The following is a 16,055-nucleotide window of genomic DNA, read 5'->3' as shown; positions in this document are numbered from 1 at the left end:
GTACCCGCCTTACTTAAGATATTCCCCCGCACCACCGACGTGCTGACGAGCTCCAACAGAACCTTCCAGAGTCAATACATCAAACACGTCGTCAGTGATAGTCGCTGAGAATTTCTGCAATTCTTCCAGCGTCATCTGAGAAAGATCCTGCCCTGAATTCACACCATAAGCCACCGCTTTACCCACCACTTCGTGGGCATCACGGAAGGGCATGCCTTTCTTCACCAGGTAATCCGCCAGATCCGTTGCCGTCGCAAAGCCTTTCATTGCCGCAGACCGCATATTTTCCTTGCGTGAGCGGATATGGGGCACCATATCGGCAAACGCCCGCAGGCTGTCCCGTACGGTATCCACCGCATCGAACAGCGGCTCCTTGTCTTCCTGATTGTCCTTGTTATACGCCAGCGGCTGGCCTTTCATCAGCGTGAGTAATGCCATCAGATGGCCATTAACCCGCCCCGTCTTGCCCCGAACCAGTTCGGGTACATCCGGATTTTTCTTCTGCGGCATGATTGACGAACCGGTACAGAAGCGATCGGGCAGTTCGATAAAATCAAACTGGGCTGAGGTCCACAGCACAAGTTCTTCCGACATTCGCGACAGGTGAGTCATGATCAGTGCGGCAACGCTGCAGAACTCAATGGCAAAGTCCCGGTCACTGACCGCATCCAGAGAGTTCGCTGCCGGACGATCAAAACCCAGTAATTCAGCCGTATATACTCGATCTATCGGATAGGTGGTTCCCGCCAGCGCTGCGGCGCCTAATGGGCAGATATTGACCCGCTTGCGACAATCCTGAAGTCGCTCACTATCACGCAACAGCATTTCACGCCAAGCCCGCAAGTGATGACCAAAGGTGACCGGCTGCGCCGTCTGCAAATGGGTAAAGCCCGGCATGATAGTCTGACTTTCCTGCTCAGCCAGCGTACTCAAGCCTTGTTCCAGGCGTGTAAGCTCTTCATTAATGGTATCAATTTCATCACGGAGCCAGAGCCTGATATCAGTCGCGACCTGATCATTCCGTGAACGCCCTGTATGCAGTTTCTTGCCCGCAATGCCAATCTTCTCGGTCAATCTCGCCTCGATATTCATATGAATATCCTCGAGCTCAATGGACCACGCAAACCGTCCTTCCTCAATCTCCTGACGAATGGCCTCAAGACCGGCTATGATGTCCGCCAGCTCTTTGTCCGTCAGCAGGTCACACTTGTTCAGCATCTTCGCGTGGGCGATGGAACCGGCGATATCATGCCGGTAGAGTCGCTGGTCAAACTGGATTGATGCGGTAAAGCGGGCAACAAAGGCGTCGACCGGTTCACTGAAACGTCCGCCCCATTGCTGATTGGTATTGTTGTTGTCACTCATCACTGCCACTCGTTTGCCGGTTACTGCCAACACAGGGAGAATAGAACACCAGACACACTGATGCCGGGCATCATTATAACCACTGCCCCGCCGAATAATATAAAAGCCTGCGGGATTGTCCCGGTTCCGTGTTGCCGGTAAAACCGGTGATCCAAAGAACAAACACAATATTGTCTGCCTGGCAGGCCAAAGGAATCACAACCTTTTATGAAGCACTTGAGGTCAGCATCAACATCGCCCCCCACGGATTACCCGGATTTTTTCCTGCCTGATCTCTGCACCCCTAAAGCCGTGCTGCTTCTTGTCCTGGTTGCCGAGCTGTTTGTACTGGTCCTGGTGCTGGCCATGCCGACGCCTGGGTTTGACTGGAATTACCTGGCCCTGACCTCACTCTTTGTTCAGTGGATTGTGCTGGTCTGTGCCGCATTACTCTGCCGATTACGCCGGCTTTTGGCCCGCTGCTCCATTCCCACCATCACGATCGCCAGCCTGGCACTTTGTGTCACGATTACCCTGGTCTTTACCCTGGGTGCTGAATATTTCTTCTACCAGCTTGAAGCGGGCCTGGAGTCCGCCGCCATCAATGACTGGCTGTTACTCCGAAATGGCCTGATTGCCGCCATTATCACCGGTATTCTTCTGCGCTATTTCTATCTCCAGAAGGAGCTGAGCCGCCAGCAGCAGGCAGAGCTTCAGGCACGTATTCAGTCACTTCAGTCGCGCATCCATCCCCATTTTCTGTTCAACAGCATGAACAGCATCGCCAGCCTGATTCATATTGATCCAGACAAAGCCGAACAGGCGGTTGAAGACCTGTCAGACCTGTTTCGCGCCAGCCTGGCGGAAACCTGTGTTGAAATTCCCCTGGAACAGGAAATCGAGCTCTCCCGGCGCTACGTCAATATTGAGAAATACCGCTTCGGCGATCGCCTGACCATTCAATGGGATATTGCCGATTTACCCGAAGATTTGATGATTCCCCAGCTGACACTGCAGCCTTTACTGGAAAATGCCATATTTCATGGTATACAACCTGACCCGGCTCCGGGCACGATCATGGTGGCGATTGACTACCGCGATAACACCTTTGCGCTTGAGATCAGCAATACCATGGCTCAGGATACTGAGCATGGTGGCGCCAACCCGCATACTGGCAACAGTGTCGCGCTGGGTAACATTGCCGCAAGGCTCGAAGCGCTGTATGGGGACAAAGCCCGTTTAAGGACAGGCACAGAAACCCGGGGTGGCCGGCGCTGGTTCAAGGCGCAGATCACCTATCCATGGCCGGTATAAGCCAAGACGGCATGTGAATTCACTGATTAGGCACCATGCAAGGTCCAATAAAAACCATGAAAGTACTGATCGTCGATGACGAGCCCCTCGCCAGGGAACGCCTGCGTTACATGCTGGATCGCATTCCGGATGTCACGCCCCTGGCCGAGGAAGCCGCCAATGGCGCAGAAGCGGTCAAGCTGTCAGAACAGTTGGGGCCTGACATTATTCTCATGGATATCCATATGCCCGGCATGACCGGGCTGGAAGCCGCTGCCCATATCACTCAGCTGGAGTATCCGCCCGCCATCATTTTCTGTACCGCCTACGAGCAACATGCCGTTGAGGCCTTTCAGGTTCAGGCCGTTGGTTACCTGTTGAAACCCGTTAAACAGAGTCGGCTCGAATCAGCGTTACAGCAGGCATCCCGGGTTAACCGGTCTCAATTAAGCGCCCTCCAACAGCAGGGGGACGATGACAGCGTACTGCGAACCCATATTTCCGCCCGAACCCACAAAGGGCTTGAACTGATTCCGGTGGGAGAAATTCTCTACTTTCTGGCAGATAACAAATACACCACAGTCTGCCACCAGGGCGGTGAAGTCCTGATTGATGAAGCCCTAAAAAGCCTTCAGAAACAGCTGGGGGATCAGTTTGTGCGTATTCACAGGAATGCCCTGGTTGCCCGACATGCCATAGAGTGCCTTACCCGCACCAATGAAGGTATTCACGAAATTTGCCTGCGTGGTGTGGACAAACCATTAATTGTCAGCCGTCGCCATGTGGCATTACTGCGAAAACTCATGAAAAACCCCTAGGTGTCCATCACCCACACGGGTCAGCGGATACTCGTTGCGCGGGGAAAACTGTTCGCGCCAGTCGGGCGCAGATAAACATCCGACCTTATGACCTGCTCTTCAGCCGCCAATGCAAGGCGACTCACCATGGAAATGCTCTGACACCGGGAACTTCTTTTCATTCTGTCTGTCCTTACTTACCAGAGGATGAAATTAAATAGCTTTATTTAGCCTGTTCAGGCTGTTTACAAGGAGATTCATTCAATGGAGAAAATGCCCGGAGCACAGTCAACTGCCATACACCACGAGACCCTGAAACCGGAAACGGCCGGTACGGATTCAGGGGGACGACCATTAAGACAAGAATTTGTGGGCCAGAGAAAATGGACTATACACTGCGATACTTGCCCACAGACATTAGACGTTTTTTATTCTACGAAAACGAGCACATACTGTTATCAACGATACATTAAACAGCAATGGCAGGGCTTAAAATACAGATTAATTAACCCTTTTGGTGGTTCAGCGCCAAAGCTACCAGGGAATGAGCATAAAGCCACCGTTACACTGGGAGAAAATGCCTATCGTGGCAAGATCATTCAAACGTCTCCAACTTCCAGCAAGCACGAGGAAATCCTGATTCAGGAAACCGCCTGTTCATTTTCAGGGGACGAATCATTAAACCCAGAATTTGTGAACCAACACAAATGGATTCTATTCTGCCGTACATGCCCTGTGATTAGAGAAATTTTTCATTCTGAGTCAATGAACACTTACTGTTACAACACATTCTCTGACAAGGTATGGCATGGGTTAGAATACAAAGCGGTTAATCCTGATGGATCAATTGTCAAGCTGCCACCAGAAGCAGCGCATACACTTCAGGCCCCAGGCGAACACGCCTGCTTTTCCCCTATGCCCCCTGCGAAAACATATGATCAAGGTAGTGGTTCTGTGGCCGGGGGGGGACTGCAGAGATTTCTCTCAACGCTGCCAGGAAACGAAAATACCGCGACACAAACCGAGAGGCCCCGTCGTGCTCGCGCTCGTGATCGTGATCGTGCTGCGGGCGGAGCGTCCCCAGATAGAAGAACCATAATAGGGAACTACCTCTACGAAAATGGCATTCGATACGAGATCGACAAACTGCCTCCTGAAAAGAGAGAACAATGTGAGCGAGATCGGCTAGCGTCGGCGTACGCACAGGGTTTAGGCGAAACTATTAGCAGCGTCTTCCCATAAAAAGGTTTCCGGCACTGACAACTGACAATGTCGGAGAAGATCGAAGATGGAAAAACGTTGACCGGACAGGCCGCTGTCTATTCATTGGTTTACCCCGTCACCGCCCGTTATTAACGAAGCGTTCAGCAGTAAAGGTTCAGGTAACCACGAAACTGGCATATCATTGCTGCCCGGTAACATCATGGACAAGGCAGTTTGTCGTGAACAGACTTCGTATAGCGACCCGCAAAAGCGCCCTCGCCCTTTGGCAGGCCAACTATGTCAAGGCTCGCCTGGAAGCCCTGCACCCTCACCTGACTATTGAACTCGTCACCATGACCAGCAAGGGCGACCGTATCCTTGATGCCCCCCTGGCCAAGATTGGCGGCAAGGGGCTGTTCGTCAAGGAGCTGGAAAACGCACTGCTGGAAGGTCGTGCGGATATTGCTGTTCACTCCATGAAAGATGTTCCCATGGCATTTCCAGAGGGACTCGGGCTGGCCGTCATCTGCGAGCGCGAAGACCCCCGTGACGCCTTTGTGTCCAATCATTACCAGAATATTGAACAGTTACCGGAAGGCGCCATTGTTGGCACATCCAGCCTTCGCCGCCAGTGCCAGCTGCTGGAAAAGCGGCCTGACCTGACCATCCGGTTCCTGCGCGGCAACGTCAATACCCGCCTGCAGAAACTGGATGATGGTGAATACGATGCCATCATCCTGGCGGCTGCCGGCCTGATCCGGCTGGAGATGCAGGATCGTATTCAGCAATACCTGCCCGTGACCTTCAGCTTGCCCGCCGGCGGACAAGGCGCGGTGGGCATTGAGTGCCGAACAGACGACAAAGACACCCTGGCGCTGATCCAGTCGCTTCACCATGAGGATACTGCGACCTGTGTACTGGCGGAGCGTGCCATGAACCGTCGCCTGGAAGGCGGCTGCCAGGTGCCCATCGCCTGTTATGCCGTGCTGGAAAACGACCAGGTCTCGCTGGAAGGGCTGGTCGGCAAGCCGGACGCCAGTGAAATCCTGAGAGCAGCGGTCACACGCCCCCGACAGGAATGCGAACAGGCCGGCATTGAGGCCGCGGAAGCACTTCTGGCACAAGGCGCGGGTGAAATTCTCAAGGCTGTCTACCAGGACAATGGTCATTGACATGACAGGGCTGTCACTGCAATCCCTGCGGGTCCTTGTGACTCGGCCGCAACCACAGGCGGATAACCTGGCCAATGCCATCAGGGCACAAGGCGGCTTCGCCCTGGCCGTGCCACTGCTGGATATACGCCCCACACCAGAATCACAACGCCTTCGCGACTGCCTGCAGGTGTTGGATCAGTACCACAAGATTATTGCCATCAGCATGCCTGCCGTCGAACATGGACTGCATTGTATTGAAAACTGGTGGCCGCAACGCCCTGTGGGTATCGACTGGTATGCCATTGGAGAAGCAACGGCCAACGCGCTGCAGCAACATGGCATCACTGCAAACTACCTGTCCGGCGGCTTTGACAGCGAAGCCCTGCTGGACCTGGCTGATTTCCAGCAGGTCGATGGCCAGCGCATTCTGATCATCAAGGGTAAAAATGGCCGCGACAAGCTCGAGACAACCCTGGCAGAACGTGGCGCGACCGTCGATAACCTGGTTGTCTACGAACGGGTTTGCCCCGACTACCCGGCAGGATACCTGCCACAGCAACTGTCAGCCCACCGAATCCATGTTATTGTGGCTACCAGTAGCCAGATCGTGATCAACCTGCAATCACTGCTGAATCATCACCCGGATGCCGATAACCTGAAACAACTGACACTGATCGTACCGAGTCAGCGTGTGGCAGAGGATGCACGCGCCCGTGGTTTCAACCACATTGCCATCAGTGAAGGCGCCGGTACCCCCGCAGTTCTGGATACACTGGCCCGATTGAGTGATACAGTGAGTTGATGCGTTTAATTGCAACCGGACGACGCACGTGAGCGAACAGGAACAGAACAAGACAGGCGAACAGGGACAAAAGTCCCTTCCCGATACCAATGCCAGGAAAGAGAAGTCCAGTAAACCGCGCAGCGGAAACCGGATCAGCAAAGTGGGTGTACTGGGCTGCTTGCTTGGCCTGACTGCGATTGCAGGTGTCGGCGCTCTGGGCTGGAAGGGTTATCAGATCTGGCAGCAGCTTCCGACAGAAGCCCAGCTCATGACAGGGGTCAATGATGCCCTGGCGCCTTCCCGGGAAACGCATGAAACCATCCTGGTGCTGAAAGCTGAGCTCAACGATACCCGGGAGCAATACAACCGTCTGGTCACACGGATGGACAACCTGAACCGTAAACTGGTAAGGCTCCAAGGGAGCGACCGCAGTGATTGGTTGCTGGCGGAAGCCGAGTATTTGTTACGCCTGGCCAATCAACGCCTGCTCACCATGCGTGATGTCAAAAGCGCCATGACACTACTGTCACAGGCTGATCAGCTGCTGATTTCTGTTGATGAATACGGACTTTTTCCTGTCCGTCAGGCGCTGGCTGAGGATATCGCCGCATTGAAAGCCGTCGAGCGATTTGACCTTGAAGGCACCTGGCTCAAGATCAACGCCCTGATCGGCAGAATCGACAAATTACCCCTCCTGCCTCCCAGTGGTTTCAAACCGGCTCAGCCAGAGCCCCCAACTGAAGAAGCTCTTGCCAACGATGACACCTGGCAACAGCGCCTGGAAACAACGGCGCTGGAAACCTGGCACGCATTCACCGGCCAGTTCCGTATCCGTACGGATAACCATGAAGCAGTGACTGCATTACTGCCGCCCTCGGAAGAGCTGTATCTTCGCCAGAATCTCCGCCTGATGCTGGAACAGGCCCAGCTCGCGTTGCTGCAGGGACAGGAAAAGCTGTACCAGACCAGTCTGGCGAATGCCCAATCCTGGTTGCAGACCTGGTTCCTGAATGGCGGCTCGGAAATCGCAGCCGTTCACAGCCAGTTAAGCGCCCTTCAACAAGTCCAGGTCTTGCAGAAATTGCCTGATATCAGTCGCTCTGTAGTGGCGCTGAAAGGCTATGTTGATGATCTGGCTGAACAACGCCTGCCCGTTACGCCAGTGCCCAGCAAGACACAATCCGATAGCAACAAGCCGGCTACTGCCAACAGCAGTGAGGCCAGCCAATGAAAAAAACACTACTCCTGCTGCTCCTGATTGCTGCCTGCTTCGCCATCGCGCAGATGATGGTGCATGACAGCGGCTATGTCCTGATTGCCTACGACCGGTTTTCCCTGGAAGGGAGTGTCTGGTCATTCCTTCTGGCAGGCGTGTTGCTGATTACGGGGTATAAACTCCTGACCTGGGGTTTCCATCTGCTGGCAGGCAGTATCAGCCTGGCCTATCCGATGACCCAGAAGAGCAAGCGCCGCCGCGCCCAACGCCAATCCGCCAAAGGCTTGATCCAGTTTGCCAACGGTCACTGGAAGTCCGCACAGAAACTGTTGGCGCACGCCGCCGAGTCTGGTCAGGCTCCTTTGCTCAATTACCTCGCTGCCGCGCGTGCAGCCCATGAGAATGGCGATTATGACGCCTGCTCCGACTACCTGCGCAAGGCCGATGCCTCCGCTCCGGGGGCTGACATCGCCATTGGCATCACCCAGGCAGAACTCCTGCTTGCACGCGGCAGACTGGAACAGGCACTGGCCACACTGAAGCGACTGCGCAAGCGTTCCCCAAAGCACACCTATGTCAACAAACTGCTGAAGCAGGTCTACCTGCGCCTGCACGACTGGCAGGCACTGGCAGAACTGCTACCCACACTGCGTAAACTCAAGGTTATCAGCAGTGATGAGTTTGATGATCTGAATCAGCAGGCTTATAAAGCTCTCTTTGAGCAAGCCTACCAGCAGGGCAAAGGTCATACGGATATAGAAGAACGTATTCGCCCCGCAGAGGCCATTTGGCAAAAACTCAGCAAAGCCCAGAAGAAAGAGGATTACCTGTTTTACGATTTTGTCAGCTGCCTGACCCGCCTCGGTGCCGAGAAACGTGCAGAGGCGGTCATGCGTCGCCACCTGTCTGATCTGTACAGTGAACGTATCATCCGGCTCTACGGCCAGATCGAAGGCGAAGACAAGGAGCGCCAGTTACTGGGTGCAGAGAAGCTGCTGGATGAACGCCCCAATGATGCCGAGTTGTTCCTGACACTGGGTCGCCTGTGTATTCACAATAAACTCTGGGGCAAAGCCCGGGAATACCTGGAAGCCAGCCTCCGGTTACGCAAACAGGCCGATACCTATAACGAACTCGGCCAACTGCTGGCGCAACTGGGTGAACATGAAAAAAGTACAGAGTTTTTCCGGCAAGGTCTGAGCATGACGGTAGCCCTTCAGGAGTGATGTATCCCCATGAGCCGTTTCTACCTGTTTATTGCCGCATTATCCGGATGTCTGGTTGTTGCACTGGGCGCCTTTGGCGCCCATGCACTGGAAGCCAGGTTTCCAGCCTCACTGCTCGTGACCTGGGGTAAAGCGGTTGATTACCAGATGTTTCACACGCTCGCCCTGGCATTCACCGCGTTACTGGGCATCCACTATCCCGCCGATCGCTGGCTGAAGTTGTCTGCCAGATTATTTATTGGCGGTATTATTCTCTTCAGCGGTAGTCTTTATCTTCTGGTACTGACAGGTACCCGTAGCCTGGGAATGATCACACCGTTTGGTGGAGTCGCTTTTATGCTTGGCTGGCTATCCCTGTCTTTTTTTGCTGTATACAACTACAAGAATCACAACTAAGTTTGGGACTTTGTTCTAGCCTTCTTGGAAGTAGATGGTTCTTCTGGTTCTCTATCAGGAGCTGACCGTTTTTTTGAAGGATCATCTTTGCTTTTTGCTTCTGCAAACCCCAACCACTCGATATCAGTAATACGTAGGCATTTTTCCATCAACATTGCGTGCATTTCATCCAAGGATTGTTTTACAGTATCAAGGTCAACGTTCACAAGATCAGAAAATGACTTAATTGCACTCTCCATACGAACACTTTCTGTTACAGTACCAGCTAAAGCAACATATATAGCCAATTCCACAAGTAACCTTTTATTTAATGGCGCAAGAGATTCATAAAAATAATGTAAGGGGTATAGATCAACCTCATCTTGCCCAGATAGAAAACCTTTCCATTCTTCCGTAAAATGCTCTAATTGACTTTTTCCTGAAGGCTGTAATCCTTCACTTCCAGATGATTCACTGCATTCAATTATTGTTTCCGAGCCAGAACTGCTTTTATCACTTTCTTCTGCCTTCTCTGATTCAAGACTCTCCCAGTAGGATGAAACACCAGCCTCTACAGCGTCTTTCAAATGATCAGCCAATTTTTGTTCAATGAGTGTTCTGGCACTTTCGCTAAGTGCGACAACATTATCAGGTTTTCCACGCTTGGGATTATAGCCATAGTCCATACTTAATGGAGTTCCAGACTCAATCTCACATAACGCTATAACATGCATTTCCACTTTTTTCATAAATTCAGAAAAAAGCCTCATGCTGGTTATTTGATTTGTCGTCCCAATGATGTCTCTCAGCCTCTTATGATCATCAGGTTTACATCCAAGCATTATTTGGACATTACACTCACGCTGACTTGCATGCCTAATTCTTCCCAAGCAACTGTTACTTTGAACACCATAATTAACATCTATATAACTAATTTCAGACCACGCCACTGTAGCATCAGTTTCTAACTGCTCGAAAAATGGACGAGATGGTGATTTCTTAAACACAATAGATTTCCCTTGATCATCAATTAATCTAAAAACAGGTTCCCCTGATGCGGAGTACACGGCAACCAACTCACCTTCCTCCATTTTTTTAGCCGCGTATGGAAAACCATTGATTTCTACAACTTTAACTTTTGTTTTTAGTTTATGTATTCCGTCCCTCTCTTCTTGCTCATCCTCAACCTTTCTTTTATTTAAGGTGGCCATTGCTTCCTGCACCTCTAACAGCTCATCTGACGTAAGACCATCCCCACGCATTATCTTATCTAACACACTGATTTCTCTTACTTTGCGCTTTCCTGTATCGCCAACTCTCTTCTGACTTTCAACACCGGCTGATGTAGATGGTTGAGACTCTATACTTTCAACATTCACTATCAATACTCTCTAGTCTAAGGAATCAATAGTACTTAGTGTCCAATCAGCCTTGTTTAGTTTCATTATCATGAATAAAACCACTAACGAAATGAATTACACATTTACAAATGAAATCTCTGTCCAGACAGTTGTTAGAGATGATCTTCGCCTTATACAGTCTTGCCGTTTCGTGAAAAACTCAGCTAAGGTTACGCTTTTTTAGCAGGTCTCTCAGGTTAGCTTCACTTACACATGCCCAGTTGCTGACATAATCGGTAAGCTGACCTGATCAATGCACCGCCACTCAATGAAACACCAATGACAGACACTGATATTGCACAAAATACCGAACAATCCCCTCATCGTCGTACGGTGAAAAGCTTTGTAATCCGCGCCGGTCGGATGACAGCTGGCCAGCAAAAAGGGCTGGATGAGTACTGGCCAACATGGGGACTAACGCTGGAACAAGGCAAGCTGGAGATCGAAAAAGCCTTTGGCCGTCAGTCTGAAACCGTTCTCGAAATCGGTTTCGGGATGGGCCTTTCCCTGCTCAGCATGGCGGAAGCGGCACCGCAAAATAATTTTATTGGCATTGAAGTTCATCGCCCCGGTGTCGGCAGCCTGCTGAATGAAGCGGGCAAAGCGGGCGTTAATAACATCCGTGTTTACTGCCACGATGCGGTGGAAATTCTGCGGGAATGCATCGCTGATGAAAGCCTTGACCGGGTACAGATCTATTTCCCTGATCCCTGGCACAAAAAGCGTCATAACAAGCGTCGCCTGGTTCAACCTGCGTTTGTTGAGGCACTGCGTCCCAAGCTCAAGCTGGGAGGCATCCTGCATCTTGCAACAGACTGGGAAAACTATGCCGAACAGATGATGGAAGTGATGAGCGCTGCGGAAGACTGGAGCAACCTCGCCGGTGATAACCAATATTCCCCACGCCCAGACTACCGTCCATTGACCAAGTTTGAGAAACGCGGCCAGAAACTCGGCCATGGTGTCTGGGATTTGCTGTTTAAACGTACGGCATAACCTTTATTCCCCAAAAAACACGACTGGCAGCGACATCGTTGCCTGACCGGTCGTCGTGTGTATCCGTTTGCAGCAGCGGCAGGAAGCCGCGTTAGCGAAGCAGGACAGGGATGTCCTGCCTGAGCGGGCGTAAAACGGATACACACGACGACCTTCCCCCCAAAAAAAGCGCCCTACCCACAGGCTATCAACGCTCCCAGGCAACAAAATAAAACGGGCATTTTCTGCCCTGGCACGGTACATTAACGCCGTTTTTCAGAGCCCAATACAATAAAAAGTTTCTTACAGGAAAAGCAGTACAAAAGAGTTGTACCTGGAGGATAACCAATAATGAAAACACTGCCGCTGATGCTGTGTGGATTGCTCATCATGGGGGGAGCAAACGCTGCTGTTGACAACAAGACTGCGCAACAACTGGATCAGAACCTTACGCCTGTCGGGGCAGAACGAGCAGGCAATGCGTCAGGCACCATTCCGGAATGGACTGGCGGTATTACCGCACCACCACCCGGTTATAGAGCCGGGGAACATCATCCGAACCCTTACCCGGATGACCAGCCTCTCTATGAAATTACCCGAAACAACCTCGCCACCTACAAGACTATTCTCAGTGCCGGTAGCATCGCCCTGTTAAACCAGCACCCGGATTACCGCATACAGGTTTACCCAACCCGGCGTTCTGCGGCATTACCTTATCGCATTTACCAGGATACACGTGCCAACGCCACCAGCGCAGAATTAACCTATCGGGGTAATGGTGTTCAAGGCGCGGCCAGTGGTATTCCCTTCCCTGTTCCGAAGGATGGCCTTGAAGCCATCTGGAATCATATTCTCCGCTACCGGGGGGAAACGCTGGATGCCACCACTAACCGCACTGTCGTGAATCCCAACGGCAGTTACAGCCTTGTGAAAATCTACAAGCAGGTGTATTTCGTTTACGGCCGGAAAGGGAACACAACAGACGACATTGATAACAAGCTCTTCTATTACAAACACAAGGTAACGGCACCTGCCAGCCTTGCGGGCACCGCGTTATTAGTGAATGAGCCCCTGGATCAGATTGCCTCCGTCCGTAAGGCATGGCAGTACATACCAGGCCAACGTCGTGTTCGACGCCTGCCTAAGCTGGCCTACAACGACCTGATGCCGGACACCAGTGGTATGCTGACTGCTGACACGGCAGATATGTTCAACGGTGCTCCTGATCGTTACGAATGGACACTGACGGGTAAGCGCGAAATGCTGGTGCCTTACAACAGTTACAAAGTGCACGGCAATGACGTTAAGTACAGCGACATCCTCACACCGTATACCCTCAATCCAGAACTGCTGCGCTATGAGCGCCACCGGGTCTGGATCGTCGATGCCAAACTGCGCACAGGTTATAAGCATCCCTATGCCAAGCGCCGTTTTTACATTGATGAAGATAGCTGGCAGATCCTGATGGTCGACCTGTACGATGCGAATGACAAACTGATTCGTTTCCAGGAAGCCCACCCTGTCAATTATTACGAAGTACCGTTGATGCTGAGCACGCTTGAGATGATCTATGACCTTGAAGGTCAGCGCTATTTCGTCGACGGACTGAACAACCAGGAATCGGAATATAACTTTTCAGCCACAGCCAGCCCTCGAAACTTTACTGCCAGCGCATTGCGTCGGGAAAATAGAAAGTAGGCTGTCTTGAAGATTACCTAGAGCCATTGCCATTCCGGCTATGGCTCTTGTAGTCTTTTCTATCATTAGTAAAAGGCTTCACTCCATCATCACTGATTATAAGAATGACAAGGAGAGTCTGTCAGTGCTGCACAAATATCGCTATATCCTGAATAAATTAGCCGCATTGCTGCTGGCTCCCATTCTCCTTTTCACAGGTCATTTCCTTAACAGCAAGGGGCTTGATGAACTGCAGGCCCTGCGTCAGCTGGAACGTATTCCACCCGCCGATATTGGCGCAGTAATGCCCGGCGCTGTTAATCTCTACGGTCCGGCAGAATCCCTTGGCCAAACCATAAATAGCCCCTATACCAAGACACCGACGCTTTATTATCGCTACCTGCATGAAATCGAAAAGAGGGATAGTGATGGCGATACTTACTGGGATACCGTCGAAGAAGACAGTGATACTGTCAATTTTGAGATCACTGATTCGACGGGGTCCATCACTGCCAATACCGAAAGTTATAAAAGTCTGATCCACTGGTCTGTCGAAGAGAGCTTTCAGACAGTGAAAGGTGATCACCGCCATACCGAGTGGCGGATTGATCCCGGCAAATACCTGTTTGTTCTCGGTTATATCAAGGCGGATCAACAAAAACATTCACTCACCTTCCCTGACGACAAGAATTTCCGCCCCATTATTTCTACCTACAATCAGGATTATGAACAGCAGGAGCTGGGTACCTACGGCATTCTCTATCTCTGGGGCGGGATAGCCCTGCTTGGCTTCGGAATCTTCTGCATAGCATTTCTAATCAATCTGCACAGAGTGTGGATATATCTGCTGATTGTCATGCTGACGTTGTCCACCTATCTCGCCCAGATCAGCCTGAGCATGCTCAAGCAGGACATGGTCGATGCCAGCCAGCGCCTGCAAGAGCAGGAAACCTATGCAGCACAGTATCTCGCCCAGGCAAACCCGGCTGCCGCACGCTCAATACGAATCAACCTGACGGCCACCTGGCTGCAGGTTGAGGAACAATCCCAGCGCATTCCCGAAAAACTTCTGGCGCCGCTCTGGGGTATCAAGGTTAATGCACCGGACATTAACGTTTCAGCCGATGAACAGGCAGAAGCCGAGAAACGGGTTGCCGAGTTACCCAGCACCAAATTACGCAGCGGCCTGCTGGCCGTGGCCGCTATCCTTGCGTTCATACTGGGATCGCTGTTTGCCTGGGGAGGGATTCGTTTCATCAAGCACAAACGCATCATTGAGAATATTGCCACACAGAAAACTGCTGGCGTTGTCCCGGGGATTGCGGAAGTCAAAGGAACCGTTGTGCTGGATGATGAAAAAGACGAAGCGCTGCAAGGACCTCTGACAAGCTGTGACTGTGTCTGGTATGACTACCGGGTTGAAGAATTAACCGGTTCAGGCAAAGACAAAAGCTGGGTCACGATAGAGCATGATACCGATGAAATCCTCTTTGCCTGTAAAGATGAAACCGGCGAACTACGCATCAATCCAAAATCAGCAGAAGTGCTGACCGATCATCGCCATGTCCGACGCACTCGCCGCATGGTCGCCAACGACCTGCGCTATACAGAACTCAGCCTGCGCGTGGGTGATCCGCTGTTTGCCATTGGTGAGGCCGTTGTCGACCGGGAACGCTGTGACCACGTCCGCATGCAGAAACAAGACAAACAATGGCCTTTCATTATCTCCAACCGCAGCGAAGAAGAAGTCATGATGAACCATGGCCGGTGGGGACTGTTCTGGATGAACTTCGGTTTTTCAGGGCTGATGTACAGCACCCTGCTGATGTTTGCCCAGGCGGGCAGTTTTTCTCCACTGGATATCCTGATGTCCGCACTGGTAGCCCCGCTGTACATGTTTCTTTTCATGATTGCGCTGCACTACAACGACCTGGTCTTCCTCCAGCAGCGTGTTGATCGTAACTACGCCAACATCCAGACCGCATTGAAAAAGCGCAAGGACCTGATGCCCAACCTTGAGAAACTGGCCAAGGCCCTGATGAAGCATGAAGCCGATCTAATGGAAAAAGTCACAGCCCTGCGCACGCAGCATATGAATGCCATGAAAGACAGCCAGGCGATTGCGGGATTCCTCGGACAGGAACACCACCTGTTTGGGCAGGTAAAAGTGGTCTGTGAAAAGTATCCCCAACTGAAAAGCAACCAATCCATCAAACAGCTGATGACCATCATCCGGAACCTGGAAGATGAGATAGAACTACTTCGTTCGGGCTACCTGAACGCCATCAATCTCTACAACACCCGCGTGGACAGTTTCCCGGATATGTTTCTGGCCAGAGCCGCCGGTTTTGATAAAAAACAGAAAATTTTCTGAGTACTCAGATGAGGTTAATGTTCAGGGAAAAGAAGAGAGAAGAAAAAAAAGCCTGGCGCCCAATAAAGAGGGGGGAGGAGGGAGAAGACGCCAGGACAGTATTCCAACCAAAAGTCAGGAAGTAATGAAAAAGTGGGGCCAATAATACGCTTTCTTTTGAGCGACTAAATCAGTAGATATACCCCTCACGCTAACAATGATTACCTAGCCAACCATGCGATAAACCCGCGCCAGCCA

The 16,055-nt window shown here is 51.6% G+C and carries 14 protein-coding genes; 11 read left to right on the top strand and 3 right to left on the bottom strand.

Features of this window, described 5'->3' with window-relative positions:
• Window positions 1–9 precede the first annotated feature (9 nt).
• Window positions 10–1,365, bottom strand: a complete 1,356-nt coding sequence (argH, locus tag AC27K1_RS06755) for an argininosuccinate lyase (protein ID WP_487149287.1) — start codon at window positions 1,363–1,365, stop codon at window positions 10–12.
• Between the two features lie 207 nt (window positions 1,366–1,572).
• On the opposite strand from argH, the gene AC27K1_RS06750 reads away from it, so the two are divergent.
• Entirely contained in the window at window positions 1,573–2,658 is a 1,086-nt protein-coding gene (locus AC27K1_RS06750) for a sensor histidine kinase (protein ID WP_487149285.1), read from the top strand.
• Window positions 2,659–2,714: 56 nt separating this feature from the next.
• Window positions 2,715–3,455: a LytR/AlgR family response regulator transcription factor gene (locus AC27K1_RS06745; RefSeq protein ID WP_487149284.1), complete on the top strand. Its 741-nt coding sequence runs from the start codon at window positions 2,715–2,717 to the stop codon at window positions 3,453–3,455.
• A 20-nt stretch (window positions 3,456–3,475) separates the two neighbouring features.
• On the opposite strand, the gene AC27K1_RS06740 is transcribed toward AC27K1_RS06745, so the two are convergent.
• Window positions 3,476–3,616 (bottom strand): hypothetical protein, encoded by a 141-nt coding sequence (locus AC27K1_RS06740; RefSeq protein ID WP_487149282.1) that lies wholly within the window; start codon window positions 3,614–3,616, stop codon window positions 3,476–3,478.
• Window positions 3,617–3,698: 82 nt separating this feature from the next.
• Here AC27K1_RS06740 and AC27K1_RS06735 point away from each other — a divergent pair, with 82 nt between their 5' ends.
• The 6 genes from AC27K1_RS06735 to AC27K1_RS06710 all read left to right on the top strand — a co-directional run bounded on the left by AC27K1_RS06735 (window position 3,699) and on the right by AC27K1_RS06710 (window position 9,413).
• Window positions 3,699–4,676 carry a hypothetical protein gene (locus AC27K1_RS06735; RefSeq protein ID WP_487149280.1) on the top strand — a complete coding sequence of 326 codons (978 nt, stop codon included), beginning with the start codon at window positions 3,699–3,701 and terminating at the stop codon, window positions 4,674–4,676.
• Between the two features lie 200 nt (window positions 4,677–4,876).
• The gene (gene hemC, locus AC27K1_RS06730) at window positions 4,877–5,809 is read left to right on the top strand and encodes a hydroxymethylbilane synthase (protein WP_487149278.1); all 933 of its coding nucleotides are present in this window, start codon (window positions 4,877–4,879) and stop codon (window positions 5,807–5,809) included.
• Between the two features lies 1 nt (window position 5,810).
• Window positions 5,811–6,593, top strand: a complete 783-nt coding sequence (locus AC27K1_RS06725) for a uroporphyrinogen-III synthase (protein WP_487149276.1) — start codon at window positions 5,811–5,813, stop codon at window positions 6,591–6,593.
• A 28-nt stretch (window positions 6,594–6,621) separates the two neighbouring features.
• Window positions 6,622–7,806: a uroporphyrinogen-III C-methyltransferase gene (locus AC27K1_RS06720; RefSeq protein ID WP_487149274.1), complete on the top strand. Its 1,185-nt coding sequence runs from the start codon at window positions 6,622–6,624 to the stop codon at window positions 7,804–7,806.
• Complete coding sequence (locus AC27K1_RS06715; RefSeq protein ID WP_487149272.1) at window positions 7,803–9,017, top strand: heme biosynthesis HemY N-terminal domain-containing protein; 1,215 nt, start codon at window positions 7,803–7,805, stop codon at window positions 9,015–9,017. Before AC27K1_RS06720 ends, AC27K1_RS06715 begins: the two co-directional genes overlap by 4 nt.
• Window positions 9,018–9,026: 9 nt before the next feature.
• Window positions 9,027–9,413, top strand: a complete 387-nt coding sequence (locus AC27K1_RS06710) for a DUF423 domain-containing protein (protein ID WP_487149271.1) — start codon at window positions 9,027–9,029, stop codon at window positions 9,411–9,413.
• Here AC27K1_RS06710 and AC27K1_RS06705 read toward each other — a convergent pair.
• Window positions 9,410–10,771: a hypothetical protein gene (locus AC27K1_RS06705; RefSeq protein WP_487149269.1), complete on the bottom strand. Its 1,362-nt coding sequence runs from the start codon at window positions 10,769–10,771 to the stop codon at window positions 9,410–9,412. The genes AC27K1_RS06710 and AC27K1_RS06705 overlap by 4 nt on opposite strands.
• Window positions 10,772–11,071: 300 nt before the next feature.
• On the opposite strand from AC27K1_RS06705, the gene trmB reads away from it, so the two are divergent.
• From trmB to AC27K1_RS06690, 3 genes are all read left to right on the top strand, one after another.
• Window positions 11,072–11,788, top strand: a complete 717-nt coding sequence (gene trmB, locus AC27K1_RS06700) for a tRNA (guanosine(46)-N7)-methyltransferase TrmB (RefSeq protein ID WP_487149268.1) — start codon at window positions 11,072–11,074, stop codon at window positions 11,786–11,788.
• 330 nt (window positions 11,789–12,118) lie between these two features.
• On the top strand, window positions 12,119–13,465 hold the full coding sequence (locus AC27K1_RS06695; RefSeq protein ID WP_487149266.1) for a DUF1329 domain-containing protein: 1,347 nt from the start codon (window positions 12,119–12,121) through the stop codon (window positions 13,463–13,465).
• A 124-nt stretch (window positions 13,466–13,589) separates the two neighbouring features.
• Window positions 13,590–15,818, top strand: a complete 2,229-nt coding sequence (locus AC27K1_RS06690; RefSeq protein WP_487149265.1) for a LemA family protein — start codon at window positions 13,590–13,592, stop codon at window positions 15,816–15,818.
• Window positions 15,819–16,055: the final 237 nt, after the last annotated feature.

It is taken from the genome of Kistimonas ophiarachnellae (assembly GCF_057552235.1).
This window is presented reverse-complemented; position numbering and strand designations above follow the sequence as displayed.

Coding starts and splice junctions, on each gene's coding strand:
- argH (WP_487149287.1), bottom strand. CDS start 1,365: ATGAGTGACAACAACAATACCAATCAGCAATGGGGCGGACGTTTCAGT.
- AC27K1_RS06750 (WP_487149285.1), top strand. CDS start 1,573: ATGAAGCACTTGAGGTCAGCATCAACATCGCCCCCCACGGATTACCCG.
- AC27K1_RS06745 (WP_487149284.1), top strand. CDS start 2,715: ATGAAAGTACTGATCGTCGATGACGAGCCCCTCGCCAGGGAACGCCTG.
- AC27K1_RS06740 (WP_487149282.1), bottom strand. CDS start 3,616: ATGAAAAGAAGTTCCCGGTGTCAGAGCATTTCCATGGTGAGTCGCCTT.
- AC27K1_RS06735 (WP_487149280.1), top strand. CDS start 3,699: ATGGAGAAAATGCCCGGAGCACAGTCAACTGCCATACACCACGAGACC.
- AC27K1_RS06725 (WP_487149276.1), top strand. CDS start 5,811: ATGACAGGGCTGTCACTGCAATCCCTGCGGGTCCTTGTGACTCGGCCG.
- AC27K1_RS06715 (WP_487149272.1), top strand. CDS start 7,803: ATGAAAAAAACACTACTCCTGCTGCTCCTGATTGCTGCCTGCTTCGCC.
- AC27K1_RS06710 (WP_487149271.1), top strand. CDS start 9,027: ATGAGCCGTTTCTACCTGTTTATTGCCGCATTATCCGGATGTCTGGTT.
- trmB (WP_487149268.1), top strand. CDS start 11,072: ATGACAGACACTGATATTGCACAAAATACCGAACAATCCCCTCATCGT.
- AC27K1_RS06695 (WP_487149266.1), top strand. CDS start 12,119: ATGAAAACACTGCCGCTGATGCTGTGTGGATTGCTCATCATGGGGGGA.